This window comes from Salmonella sp. NW884, from assembly GCF_051700745.1.
GTDB lineage: Bacteria > Pseudomonadota > Gammaproteobacteria > Enterobacterales > Enterobacteriaceae > Salmonella > Salmonella enterica.
Genome location: NZ_JAMMDE010000004.1, coordinates 90,015 through 102,751, shown reverse-complemented (window position 1 = coordinate 102,751; position 12,737 = coordinate 90,015). Strand labels below are relative to the sequence as shown.

Below are 12,737 nucleotides of genomic sequence, written 5' to 3'. Positions count from 1 at the left end.
TCCTCAGGCAATCACGCCCAGTTGTTTACCAATACGCGTGAACGCGTCTACCGCACGCGTAATTTGCTCAGGCGTATGCGCCGCAGACATCTGGGTACGAATACGCGCCTGACCTTTTGGTACGACCGGATAGAAGAAACCGGTAACGTAAATGCCCTCTTTTTGCAGTTCGCGGGCAAATTTCTGCGCGACAACCGCATCTCCCAGCATTACCGGAATGATGGCGTGATCCGCGCCTGCCAGCGTAAATCCCGCGGCAGACATCTGCTCACGGAACTGCCGGGCGTTCGCCCACAAGCGCTCGCGCAGTTCTGCGCCCGCTTCCACCATCTCTAACACTTTAATAGAAGCCGCCACGATCGCCGGCGCCAGGGAGTTGGAGAACAGATATGGGCGGGAACGCTGACGCAACCACTCAACGACCTCTTTACGCGCCGCGGTATAGCCGCCGGATGCGCCGCCTAACGCTTTGCCCAGCGTACCGGTAATAATATCTACGCGGCCCATTACGTCGCAGTATTCATGGGAACCGCGACCGTTTTCGCCGACAAAGCCTACCGCGTGAGAATCATCAACCATCACCAGCGCATCGTATTTATCGGCCAGATCACAGACGCCTTTCAGATTGGCGATGACGCCATCCATTGAGAACACCCCGTCGGTGGCGATCAGGACATGACGCGCGCCGGCCTCACGCGCCTCTTTCAGCCGTGCTTCCAGCTCAGCCATATCGTTGTTGGCATAGCGATAGCGCTTCGCTTTACACAAACGCACGCCGTCAATGATAGACGCGTGGTTCAGCGCGTCGGAAATAATAGCGTCTTCCGCGCCCAGCAACGTCTCAAACAAGCCGCCGTTAGCGTCGAAACAGGAGGAATACAGAATCGCATCTTCCATGCCGAGGAAGCTTGCCAGCTTTTGCTCCAGCGCTTTGTGGCTGTCCTGGGTGCCGCAGATAAAACGCACGGACGCCATACCGAAACCGTGGCTGTCCATGCCCGCTTTTGCGGCATTAATCAGCTCAGGGTGATTCGCCAGCCCGAGATAGTTATTGGCGCAAAAGTTAATAACGTGGCTTCCATCCGCCACGGTGATATCCGCCTGCTGCGCAGACGTAATAATGCGCTCTTCTTTAAACAATCCTTCCGCCCGAGCGGTTTCCAGATCGTTGGTTAACTGTTTGTAAAAATCCCCACGCATTGCGATTCTCCAGACTGGGCAAATTTCAGCACATATTACCCAAAGCGATACGTTGATACGAGATGACGCGTCATCACTTCTTTAAAATGCAGCATAAATCACGCGTATCCTCACGGGTTATCAGTGAATGGATGAATAGTGTTATGATAAGAGCATTCATGTCTGAGACAGTCTCTGACACCATAATTCAAAGGTTACAGTTATGATCATCGTTACCGGCGGCGCGGGCTTTATCGGCAGCAATATCGTTAAGGCCCTGAATGATAAAGGTATCACCGATATTCTGGTGGTGGATAACCTGAAAGACGGCACCAAGTTTGTAAACCTGGTGGATCTGAACATTGCTGACTATATGGATAAGGAAGATTTCCTGATCCAGATTATGTCCGGAGAAGAGCTCGGCGATATCGAAGCTATTTTCCATGAAGGCGCCTGCTCTTCCACCACCGAGTGGGACGGCAAGTATATGATGGATAATAACTATCAATACTCCAAAGAGCTGCTGCACTATTGTCTTGAGCGCGAAATCCCGTTCCTCTATGCCTCTTCTGCCGCCACCTATGGCGGTCGCACGTCTGATTTCATCGAATCGCGCGAATACGAAAAACCGCTTAACGTTTACGGCTATTCTAAGTTCCTGTTTGATGAATATGTGCGCCAGATCCTGCCAGAAGCGAACTCGCAGATTGTCGGTTTCCGCTATTTCAACGTCTATGGACCACGTGAAGGCCATAAAGGCAGCATGGCAAGCGTGGCATTTCATCTGAATACACAGTTAAACAACGGCGAAAGCCCGAAACTGTTTGAAGGCAGCGAAAACTTCAAGCGCGACTTCGTTTACGTGGGCGATGTGGCCGCCGTTAACCTGTGGTTCCTGGAAAGCGGCAAGTCCGGCATCTTTAACCTGGGCACAGGCCGTGCGGAATCTTTCCAGGCCGTCGCCGACGCGACGCTGGCATACCATAAAAAAGGCAGCATTGAATACATTCCGTTCCCGGATAAGCTGAAAGGTCGCTATCAGGCGTTTACGCAGGCGGATTTAACCAATCTACGCAACGCGGGCTATGACAAACCCTTTAAGACCGTCGCCGAAGGCGTCACGGAGTATATGGCCTGGCTGAACCGCGACGCGTAAGTATGAAAATTTTGGTCATTGGCCCGTCCTGGGTGGGCGACATGATGATGTCGCAAAGTCTCTATCGCACGCTTAAAGCGCGCTATCCCCAGGCGATAATCGACGTGATGGCGCCAGCCTGGTGCCGTCCGTTGTTATCGCGTATGCCGGAAGTTAACGAGGCGATACCCATGCCGCTGGGCCACGGCGCGCTGGAAATCGGCGAGCGCCGCAGATTGGGCCATAGCCTGCGAGAGAGGCGCTACGATCGCGCCTGGGTGCTGCCAAATTCGTTTAAATCGGCGCTGATTCCTTTCTTTGCCAATATCCCGCACCGTACCGGCTGGCGTGGCGAAATGCGCTATGGCCTGCTGAACGATGCCCGCGTCCTTGATAAAGACGCCTGGCCGCTGATGGTGGAGCGCTACGTGGCGCTGGCCTATGACAAGGGCGTGATGCGCACGGCGAAAGATCTGCCGCAGCCGCTGCTCTGGCCACAGCTCCAGGTTAGCGAGGGTGAAAAGTCGCTGATGTGCAGCGACTTTTCGCTATCTTCTGAACGTCCTCTGATCGGCTTTTGCCCCGGCGCGGAATTTGGCCCGGCAAAACGTTGGCCGCACTATCACTACGCCGAACTGGCAAAACAGCTCATTAACGAAGGGTATCAGGTCGTACTGTTTGGCTCGGCAAAAGACCATGAAGCCGGAAATGAGATCCTGGCGGCGCTGAATAGCGAGCAGCAGGCATGGTGTCGCAACCTGGCGGGGGAAACCCAGCTGGAACAGGCCGTCATTCTGATAGCCGCCTGTAAAGCCATCGTCACTAACGATTCCGGGCTGATGCACGTCGCGGCGGCGCTCGACCGCCCGCTGGTCGCCTTGTATGGCCCAAGTAGCCCGGATTTCACGCCACCGCTGTCTCATAAGGCCCGGGTGATTCGTCTCATTACGGGTTATCACAAAGTGCGTAAAGGTGATACGGCGCAAGGCTATCACCAGAGCCTGATCGATATCACGCCGCAGCGGGTTCTGGAAGAGCTTCATTCGCTGTTGTCGGAAGAGGGCGTTTAATGCGGGTTTTGATCGTTAAAACATCATCGATGGGCGACGTATTACATACCCTGCCTGCGCTTACCGACGCGCAACAGGCTATTCCAGGGATTCAATTTGATTGGGTTGTCGAAGAAGGGTTTGCGCAAATTCCGTCCTGGCACAGTGCTGTCGATCGCGTGATTCCCGTCGCTATTCGCCGTTGGCGCAAGGCCTGGTTTTCCGCGCCCATCAAAGCGGAACGCACAGCCTTTCATCGGGCGGTATGCACATACCAATACGACGCTGTGATTGATGCGCAGGGGCTGGTGAAAAGCGCGGCGCTGGTGACGCGTCTGGCGCATGGGATAAAGCACGGTATGGACTGGAGTACCGCCCGCGAACCGCTGGCCAGCCTGTTCTATAACCGTAAACACCATATCGCAAAGCAACAACATGCGGTTGAACGGACGCGCGAGCTGTTCGCCAAAAGCCTGGGATACGATAAACCGCAGTCGCAGGGCGATTATGCCATCGCAAAACATTTTCTGCATTGCCAGCAGGCGGTCAGCGATCCATATGCGGTATTTTTACATGCCACGACCCGCGATGATAAACACTGGCCGGAAGCAAACTGGCGCGAGCTTATCGGTATGGTGGGCAACACCGGATTACGGATAAAACTTCCCTGGGGCGCGCCTCATGAGGAGGCCCGGGCTAAACGACTGGCCGAAGGCTTTGACTATGTGGATGTGTTACCGCGCATGAGCCTGGAGGAGGTCGCCAGAGTGCTGGCTGGCGCAAAATTTGTCGTATCGGTTGATACCGGCCTGAGCCATCTCACCGCCGCGCTCGACAGACCGAATATTACGCTATATGGCCCAACGGACCCTGGGTTAATTGGAGGTTATGGGAAGAACCAAATGGCATGCTGCTCACCAGAACAAAACCTGGCGAATTTAGATGCCACAAGCGTATTTGGAAAGATTCATTAAAGAGACTCTGTCTCATCCCAAACCTATTGTGGAGAAAAGATGCTAACCACATCATTAACGTTAAATAAAGAGAAATGGAAGCCGATCTGGAATAAAGCGCTGGTTTTTCTTTTTGTTGCCACGTATTTTCTGGATGGTATTACGCGTTATAAACATTTGATAATCATACTTATGGTTATCACCGCGATTTATCAGGTCTCACGCTCACCGAAAAGTTTCCCCCCTCTTTTCAAAAATAGCGTATTTTATAGCGTAGCAGTATTATCATTAATCCTTGTTTATTCCATACTCATATCGCCAGATATGAAAGAAAGTTTCAAGGAATTTGAAAATACGGTACTGGAGGGTTTCTTATTATATACTTTATTAATTCCCGTACTATTAAAAGATGAAACAAAAGAAACGGTTGCGAAAATAGTACTTTTCTCCTTTTTAACAAGTTTAGGACTTCGCTGCCTTGCAGAGAGTATTCTGTATATCGAGGACTATAATAAAGGGATTATGCCATTCATAAGCTATGCGCATCGACATATGTCCGATTCCATGGTTTTCTTATTTCCAGCATTATTGAATATTTGGTTGTTTAGAAAAAATTCAATTAAGTTGGTTTTTTTGGTGCTTAGCGCCATCTACCTTTTCTTTATCCTGGGAACCCTATCGCGAGGGGCATGGTTGGCGGTGCTTATAGTAGGTGTTCTGTGGGCAATACTGAACCGCCAATGGAAGTTAATAGGAGTTGGTGCCATTTTATTAGCCATTATCGGCGCTTTGGTTATCACTCAACATAATAACAAACCAGACCCAGAACATTTACTGTATAAATTACAGCAGACAGATAGCTCATATCGTTATACTAACGGAACCCAGGGCACCGCGTGGATACTGATTCAGGAAAACCCGATCAAGGGCTACGGCTATGGTAATGATGTGTATGATGGTGTTTATAATAAACGCGTTGTCGATTATCCAACGTGGACCTTTAAAGAATCTATCGGTCCGCATAATACCATTCTGTACATCTGGTTTAGTGCAGGCATATTGGGTCTGGCGAGCCTGGTCTATTTATATGGCGCTATCATCAGGGAAACAGCCAGCTCTACCTTCAGGAAAGTAGAGATAAGCCCCTACAATGCTCATCTCTTGCTATTTTTATCTTTCGTCGGTTTTTATATCGTTCGTGGCAATTTTGAACAGGTCGATATTGCTCAAATTGGTATCATTACCGGTTTTCTGCTGGCGCTAAGAAATAGATAAAAAACGCGCTGATACTTATTACGGTATCAGCGCGTTTTCCATCATCAGGACTCAATCACTTATCAAACCAGTTTTTCATTTGTTCCTCGAAACGCTGCGCTACATTTTCCCAACTGTATTTTGAAAACACCAGGGATTTTGCTTTTTCGGCAATCTGGTGGCGTTCCTTATCAGCAAGCGCACGGTTAATATCATTAATTATACTGTCGCTCGACATAGGTTCTGCGAGGTGATAGCCCGTTATGCCATCTAACACAAATTCGCTAATCCCCCCTTTTTTGCTGGCAAGAACCGCTTTTCCTGCTGCCATCGCTTCTACAGCCACCATGCAAAATGCTTCTTCAACCTGAGATGGCACGATAACCAGATCGGCTATATGATAGAAGTTATGCATCTGGTCAGGAGATTGCCCCCCAGCCATAATACAATCAGTTCCAATCTCTTTTGCAGCGTCCAGTACTTTCTTTTGATACTCTGCTTTTTCACCCTTGCGGCTTGCATAAGGGTCGCCAACAACGACAAGTTTAATATTACTTCTTAAGGTACGTAATTGTTTGAACGCCTGCAAAAGCAACAGGATGCCTTTATCAGGCGAAATTCTCCCGGCATATAAGAGAACAGTGGCATCTTCTGCAATATTTAATTGCTGACGAAGATTATCTTGTGGGTTTCTTTTATAAGTCTCAGCACAAAAACCATTAGGCACAATACTAACAGCAGCGGCGGGCAATCTTTCTTCATAAAACGCTTTAAGAAACTGACTGGGCACGATAATTTTTGCATCCTTATCAGGAAGTTCTGGTTCAAATGCGTTATGCATGTGCATAACCAGTTTTGCTTTCGGATTGCGCTCTCTGATCTGCCGATACAGTTTCATACTATTATGAATAACAATGACGCTATCTTCCTGGGTAGTCACTTTATCTCTAATATTAAGGATGCGCTGGGAATAGGGTAGTGGGTCGAGACGAGTCCATTTCTGAAAAAGACGCTTATAAACTTTACTAAACCCAATGTAATGAATATCACAGTTATCGTTTATTTTATTATATTCAGGATAGCCGGCATTCTTTATACAAGCAATAGCATTCGGTATTGATAATCGTTTTGCAACCTGGTAAATCCAGGTTTCTACCGCAGCCGCGCCACGAGGAGGAATTGAAAATATAGGAGTAACAGTAAATATGATTTTTTTAATCATAATAGCTATAATCCAGAATAGTTAACTTTATAGAAAAAGAAATGTTATACAAAAAGAAATGCGTGCCGAAGCAACGCAAAATAATGATTTATCTAGTATCTAGACAATTTTATCGTAATATATTTCATCCTCAAGTTCCGAGGCTGTAATATATGGAATAATATCGTAATGAATTGCAGTATCATCTGATAAATTAAAGATATTTAAATCACTCACATTTTTTCTCATAAAAGTAAAAAATGGCAGTATTTTAAACAGGTCTTTACTAAGTTCAGATGGCATAGGGCTGGTAGATTCGTCATAGAAACGTGGGCAACTTCCTGTTAAGTCAAGCCCAGAACATATAATACGACCATACTTGAGGGAATAGGCAACCTGAATAGCGGTATAAGCAATAGTATGGCAAGAGCAATACCCGATGCTGATATCCTTGCAAAATCCAGCCAGTCGCCCTCTTTTCGAAAGAGGAACTGAAATAAGTAATGCTTTATGAACCCGCTTGAGGATATTAAATTTAATTTTCTTTAAAAAGCCCCCTTTTTCTCGGCGATAAAAGGAGCGAATAATTAAACAGTTTTCTTCAATATATTTTTGATCATCCACTGAAGCCTGTTCGTACACATCAAGATTGACGATAGTAAACTGACTGTTACGGCTAAAGTTATAAAAATCTTCGCGCCGGCGATGGAGGAAGCGAACATCCGTCAGAAGGTACAAAAATGGCTTGACGTTATTGTTTAGCAAATATTGAACAGAACCATTGACTGCAATGACATCTTTCATTCGTAACAAGGACAGCGGCGTCTTTCTGGACGTAGGACCAGAAAGAAAAATAATACAATCTTCAGCCGTTCTTTTCGCAATAAGTTGCAGAACATCGGCGTGAGTTATGAAGTTAACGCTGCCCATAAAAAACTCGTATGTTTATCATGCAACCTATAAATAAATGTTATATTCAATAACTAATATTACATCTCAAATTCTCTCAAGTATGTCATAACGCTGCAGCAAATAAAAGTCAGTCAGCCCCTTAAATTAAACCAAACGTGCTACATTGATCAGCGCTTTTCCTTACCCTTAATACGACGAAGGAAATTTCGGAGTTTTTTCTTATAAATCAATAAGTAAAATCCGATATCTCTCACATTATTTTTGATACCATAATGTCTTTCTAAATCAATACGATCCTTTGCTTTTCGTTGTCTGGAAGGTCTTTTTCCGGACAAATCGATAATTCTGATCTCATTGCCTTGCAGGATAAAGTTACCTTTATGGGGATCGCCCGAAACCATACCATGCTGATGCAGAGAATATATCGACTGTTTGATTTTTCCTCTCACCTCGTCAGAAATTTCTGGCATATCAACAAGTTCAATACCTTCAATATACTCAATTATCATCACGTATGTTTTTACATAGCGTAATGTTTTAATTTCCGCCAGCAGGTAAAAATCATTAAGCGCCGCAAACCCTTCACGCCGCACACGATCTGTCTGATGAAAAAGCTTTTCGTAGTAATCTCCTTTTACTAACGATTTGAAAAATCGTTCAGTATTTTTTACTTTTGGACTAAATACTTTGAGAATATATTTTCCGTAGTCTGTATTAATCAATACAACTTTTGTATCTTCTATATTACGGAAAACTTTAATAACCTGATGATTATAAGATAGAAAATCTTTGAATATCTCAATGTATTTTTCACCGTCTTTTTTGACAAAGACGGTATAGTTTTTAACCTTTTTTTCAATAATCATAATGGAGATTTAGGGAAGAGAATTATTTGTGGAAAAGTTTACGATAAAGATATGCGCTTCCAGCCAGAAGGCCTTTAAAGTAATGACCTTGCACGAGAAGATGTTTATATCGCTTCTTAAATTCAACTATGGTACGCGCATCTTTTGCGGGAAAATCTTTCCAGGGCGAGTTCAGTCGTGCATTTTTATAATAGATAACTGAAGGATAATTTGCCCAGGCATGCCATGGTTTTGTAGCGCCCGTATAATGAATTAAAATAGTATTATCATTAATTATATTGCTATATTTTTTATGTGACTTATCTTTCAACTCACTTTTAATAGTATAAATGGTATTATACGGTCGCGGTAGAAAAATGACTTTATCCTGTAGGAGAATATTCAAAACATCCTGATCGGGATATTTAAAAGAGTCAGCCTCTTTACCTGCCAAAAGTAAAAATGCCTTTTTGGTTAAGGCATTCTCTTTCCATAATTTCAGGTTAACAAAAACCACGCCGGAGTTAAAATAACCACCTTGTAAATTAAAAGCGCTTAATCTCTCATTTACCTTATTCTGGATGGAATCAACATCTTTTACGACCGCAGCAATCTTCTCTGTCAAATCAAGCTGTAGAAGATCTTGCAAAGATCCTTTGCATACAACATCGGCATCCAAATAAAGTAAGGTGTTTACCTTCTTGCTGAGATAATCGAAAGCAAATAAACGAAAATACATTGCTCTCGACCATACTTTAGTTTGAGGCAATACCTCAAGGCTTTCTACTTTAATAAGATAAAGAGAAATTTTTACGTGATGCTGTACGGCTAAACGCTCTATATATTTTACAAAACACGGAGAGTATGAATCACAAATAATGTGAAAAGCGAGCGGGATATTATTGTTTAGTACAACTGAAGCAATTGACACCCCCACACCATCAAGATAGTTTTCATCAACGCCATAAGAAATGTTTAATACGTTATCATCATTATTATTATTACTTTCATCAAAAACTTTATATTCAGCTATTTCTATCTCAGGAAATGAATCCATTACATCACCTATGGGTTTTATTCAAGAAGTTTACGTTTAAAGTAGGCTATATAATAATTTATACCCGAAGTATAATGCTTCTGATTAAACATATGCTTTGCCGCATAACGTAACTGATGGCTAGTGACTGGATTTAAAAGTGCACAATGAGACCATGGTGAGTTGCTCTTAGCCCGTAAAAAATATTGTGACACGGGGTAAGCCCCCCAACTATGCCAGGGCTTCGTTGGTCCGATATAATGAACAAATACAGTCTCAGCATCAACTGGATTAATAACTGAATCTTTTAATTCATAGTTAAGACTAAATTGCGTATTAAATTTTTTATCAACAAAACGCGCTTTATTCACTAACAATATATTTAATACATCCTGATCAAGGTGCGTTATGCGCTGTACTACCTCCGGATCTTTTAGCATTTCAATCGCTTTCTTAGAGATATTTTCTGCGGTCCAAAGAGGTATGTTAATTAAAATAAAACCGGCATTAAAATAGCCAGAAACCAGCCCAGGCGTTGCCAGGCTAACCGAGCGCTTAGTCCACCACTCCAACTCGCCTTCAGCAACAACCGCCGCAATCTCATTTTCAGCAAAATTAAGATCAATAAGTTCCTGAATACTTCCCTTACATGCAATATCTGCATCCAGATAAAGCACTCTATCTGTTTTATCTGAAAAATAGTCGGCAATAATGAATCTAAAGTATGTTGCATAGGTCCAGTTTTTGGTACTGGGTAGCGATTTTAATCGCTCACAGTCAATGAGATAAACAACAATCTGCGTAGCGTACTGTTTTGCTAATGCATCAAATCGCTGCTGATCTTCAGGGCCAAAGAAATCGGTAAAAACATGGAAAGCTAACGCCTTCTCACGGTTAGCAATGAGAACCGATGCAATAGAGACACCACAGCCAAAAAGAAAGTTTTTATCAATCCCATAAGCTATATTAAATTTATTAGCATCACTATGTTGTGCATAGTTATAATCTAAAGTCTGTTGAATGACTTCTTCTTCAAAATATTTTCTGCTCATAGTGATCACTTTTGTAATTTCGAGAATATCGCATTATTAAAATTTTTAAAATATAGCACATCGTAAAATCGCTCAATCGTGCCGGGAATAATATCATGCTGATATTTTACTTCACCGGAAATGACTCGATTAAGGTGTCCTACAAAATCATCTATAGCACCCGGAGTGTAAAGCTCACCATTCAAACCGGGTTTAATCATATCGCGCGGACCAGACATACAATCAGAACTAATACATGGAATTCCATATGACATTGCTTCCAGCAGAGTCATAGGAAATCCCTCAAATGCAGAGGTAAGTAGTAACGCGGTAACATTTTTTATTTTTTGCTGTACGACTTGCCACGGCGCGCTTTGCCAACCATACCAGATCACACGCTGCTCAATACCAAGCTCCCGGCTATAGGCCTGGCACTTTTCAAAATCTGAGCCATCACCAATAATATGTAGCTGCCATTCCCCTGTCGTACGAGCTAAGCCATCAAATAAATCTTTAACTCTTTTCTGCCCTTCAAATTTAAGACGCCCTACATAGAGAAATACAGCGGGTTTATCGCGCTCAGGCGGCGGCACAATGATTGTTTTAATAGAGACAGGATTGTAAACGACGCTAATATCTTGCTCTGAGATCCCCCGTGCCATCATCTGTTCTTTAATACCACTACTGATGGCCAGATGATAATCCGCGTACGTTATACATTCTGCATGTTTTTTATGGTCGAGCGAAAAATGCGGCCACGAGAAAATAGTAAATTGTTTACCACTTTTCTTACGTGCTTTATTGGCATAAAGACATGAGATAACATCAATACATATCACAATATCCGGTGACGTTTCTTTCAGCCACTGACTAAAATTATAAACATGCTTAGCTCGACGAAGAAAACTTAATTTTATATTTGAGAATGATTGCGCATATTTAATCTCTTTTAGCCATGCTTTATCCATTTTGTCATTACGACAAAAGAAAAACATTTCACAGTTGATTTTCGGAGAGCTATTTTCAAACGTATGGATAACGTTGCTAATAACGGTTTCCATCCCTCCGAAGCCAGATACCGCTTCGCCAATAAACGCTATTTTCAATGAAGTCACCATTTACTGTCACTCATGTTATTCGGTTTCCTTCACTTTTAAAATACTGTAAGAACAAACCCGATCAACACTATATTTATACTGAGACCTGATTAAAATCGAAGCCCAGCCCATGATTAAAGCTATCTTTTAGAAAAGGACTGGTTATTTTATAGTTTTTGATAGCTGAGATATTATTTAGGTTATACTGAACCGTGCTATTAAATCCATATATCTCTAATAACATCCCTTTATCAAGATATTCTAAAATAATGTCCTCAGCTATCAACTCAGACTTAACATTCAATACATCATTAAACTGATGAGAGTCATATCGAGGGTGTGGTATATATATATCAACCGCTTCTTTCTTGATAAACATCTGAAGATGCTGAAGAAAAACACTCTCATCCTCTTTATTTTTTAACGCATCAGTATATACAGTGCCCAATAATATTTTTTTAAAGCCATTATTCGTATCAGGAAGAGCGTTGTGGTGTACCAATATAATTCCCTCGGTGTTTTTAATTATGTTAGTTCTATTAGGGAATAGAGTGTAATGCTTTGCGTCTAACTTTAATATTTCATCTTTATGATATTTACGCCCCATCAGCTTTCGTATTAACTTTGATATTGCGCTTATATTCTTATTTTTATACATTATACTTTGCTGATTAATATTATTTGTACCGTCATCAAAGGTTTTTATTTCAGAAAAAGAGATACACGATAAAATATGGTGTATAAGCGGGACATGAAAATTCGCAAAGAAAACGGTATGATATTCTCTGGCATATGATTCCATGATTTTTTTAGCATACCGTGTTCTATGAATTGTTTTAAATGCCGAAAATTTTGAAACCTGAGAGACTATGCTTGAGTGCCGACATAACGGTTGGATTTTTTTTAAATAGTACTGATTTTTTACGTTATGCACATCGCCAATAAATAAAACATCAACACTCTTCAACTGCTCTTTTTCTATAATTGACCGCGCAATGAGCAATTGTAAGTTAGTCATGCATATGAAAAGGAACATACAGCCTCT

At 42.9% G+C, this 12,737-nt stretch carries 12 protein-coding genes; 4 read left to right on the top strand and 8 right to left on the bottom strand.

Annotated features, from left to right (window positions below):
* Positions 1–3: 3 nt before the first annotated feature.
* Positions 4–1,200 (bottom strand): glycine C-acetyltransferase, encoded by a 1,197-nt coding sequence (gene kbl, locus NA197_RS11140; RefSeq protein ID WP_001213791.1) that lies wholly within the window; start codon positions 1,198–1,200, stop codon positions 4–6.
* 202 nt (positions 1,201–1,402) lie between these two features.
* Here kbl and rfaD point away from each other — a divergent pair, with 202 nt between their 5' ends.
* Genes rfaD through rfaL form a run of 4 tightly spaced genes read left to right on the top strand, consistent with a single transcriptional unit; the run spans position 1,403 to position 5,591 of the window.
* Entirely contained in the window at positions 1,403–2,335 is a 933-nt protein-coding gene (rfaD, locus tag NA197_RS11135; RefSeq protein ID WP_000587771.1) for an ADP-glyceromanno-heptose 6-epimerase, read from the top strand.
* A 2-nt stretch (positions 2,336–2,337) separates the two neighbouring features.
* Positions 2,338–3,384 (top strand): ADP-heptose--LPS heptosyltransferase RfaF, encoded by a 1,047-nt coding sequence (gene rfaF, locus NA197_RS11130; protein WP_000699208.1) that lies wholly within the window; start codon positions 2,338–2,340, stop codon positions 3,382–3,384.
* On the top strand, positions 3,384–4,337 hold the full coding sequence (gene rfaC / locus NA197_RS11125; RefSeq protein ID WP_064043159.1) for a lipopolysaccharide heptosyltransferase RfaC: 954 nt from the start codon (positions 3,384–3,386) through the stop codon (positions 4,335–4,337). Before rfaF ends, rfaC begins: the two co-directional genes overlap by 1 nt.
* 39 nt (positions 4,338–4,376) lie before the next feature.
* Positions 4,377–5,591, top strand: coding sequence for an O-antigen ligase RfaL (gene rfaL / locus NA197_RS11120; RefSeq protein ID WP_023227673.1), 1,215 nt, complete (start codon positions 4,377–4,379; stop codon positions 5,589–5,591).
* 55 nt (positions 5,592–5,646) lie between these two features.
* On the opposite strand, the gene NA197_RS11115 is transcribed toward rfaL, so the two are convergent.
* The 7 genes from NA197_RS11115 to NA197_RS11085 form a co-directional block, all read right to left on the bottom strand.
* Positions 5,647–6,792 (bottom strand): lipopolysaccharide N-acetylglucosaminyltransferase, encoded by a 1,146-nt coding sequence (locus tag NA197_RS11115; protein ID WP_023227674.1) that lies wholly within the window; start codon positions 6,790–6,792, stop codon positions 5,647–5,649.
* 99 nt (positions 6,793–6,891) lie between these two features.
* Positions 6,892–7,701, bottom strand: a complete 810-nt coding sequence (gene waaZ / locus NA197_RS11110; RefSeq protein WP_000536017.1) for a 3-deoxy-D-manno-oct-2-ulosonate III transferase WaaZ — start codon at positions 7,699–7,701, stop codon at positions 6,892–6,894.
* Positions 7,702–7,850: 149 nt separating this feature from the next.
* Entirely contained in the window at positions 7,851–8,549 is a 699-nt protein-coding gene (rfaY, locus tag NA197_RS11105; protein WP_000582820.1) for a lipopolysaccharide core heptose(II) kinase RfaY, read from the bottom strand.
* 22 nt (positions 8,550–8,571) lie between these two features.
* Positions 8,572–9,585, bottom strand: coding sequence for a lipopolysaccharide 1,2-glucosyltransferase RfaJ (gene rfaJ / locus NA197_RS11100; protein ID WP_023227675.1), 1,014 nt, complete (start codon positions 9,583–9,585; stop codon positions 8,572–8,574).
* Positions 9,586–9,602: 17 nt separating this feature from the next.
* Positions 9,603–10,616 carry a lipopolysaccharide 3-alpha-galactosyltransferase gene (gene waaO / locus NA197_RS11095; RefSeq protein ID WP_000088491.1) on the bottom strand — a complete coding sequence of 338 codons (1,014 nt, stop codon included), beginning with the start codon at positions 10,614–10,616 and terminating at the stop codon, positions 9,603–9,605.
* A gap of 5 nt (positions 10,617–10,621) precedes the next feature.
* Complete coding sequence (gene waaB, locus NA197_RS11090) at positions 10,622–11,701, bottom strand: lipopolysaccharide 1,6-galactosyltransferase (protein WP_023227676.1); 1,080 nt, start codon at positions 11,699–11,701, stop codon at positions 10,622–10,624.
* An 85-nt stretch (positions 11,702–11,786) separates the two neighbouring features.
* Positions 11,787–12,728, bottom strand: a complete 942-nt coding sequence (locus NA197_RS11085) for a glycosyltransferase family 52 (RefSeq protein ID WP_052931558.1) — start codon at positions 12,726–12,728, stop codon at positions 11,787–11,789.
* Positions 12,729–12,737: the final 9 nt, after the last annotated feature.

Coding starts and splice junctions, on each gene's coding strand:
- kbl (WP_001213791.1), bottom strand. CDS start 1,200: ATGCGTGGGGATTTTTACAAACAGTTAACCAACGATCTGGAAACCGCT.
- waaO (WP_000088491.1), bottom strand. CDS start 10,616: ATGAGCAGAAAATATTTTGAAGAAGAAGTCATTCAACAGACTTTAGAT.
- rfaJ (WP_023227675.1), bottom strand. CDS start 9,585: ATGGATTCATTTCCTGAGATAGAAATAGCTGAATATAAAGTTTTTGAT.
- rfaF (WP_000699208.1), top strand. CDS start 2,338: ATGAAAATTTTGGTCATTGGCCCGTCCTGGGTGGGCGACATGATGATG.
- NA197_RS11085 (WP_052931558.1), bottom strand. CDS start 12,728: ATGTTCCTTTTCATATGCATGACTAACTTACAATTGCTCATTGCGCGG.
- rfaD (WP_000587771.1), top strand. CDS start 1,403: ATGATCATCGTTACCGGCGGCGCGGGCTTTATCGGCAGCAATATCGTT.
- waaZ (WP_000536017.1), bottom strand. CDS start 7,701: ATGGGCAGCGTTAACTTCATAACTCACGCCGATGTTCTGCAACTTATT.
- rfaY (WP_000582820.1), bottom strand. CDS start 8,549: ATGATTATTGAAAAAAAGGTTAAAAACTATACCGTCTTTGTCAAAAAA.
- rfaC (WP_064043159.1), top strand. CDS start 3,384: ATGCGGGTTTTGATCGTTAAAACATCATCGATGGGCGACGTATTACAT.
- NA197_RS11115 (WP_023227674.1), bottom strand. CDS start 6,792: ATGATTAAAAAAATCATATTTACTGTTACTCCTATATTTTCAATTCCT.
- rfaL (WP_023227673.1), top strand. CDS start 4,377: ATGCTAACCACATCATTAACGTTAAATAAAGAGAAATGGAAGCCGATC.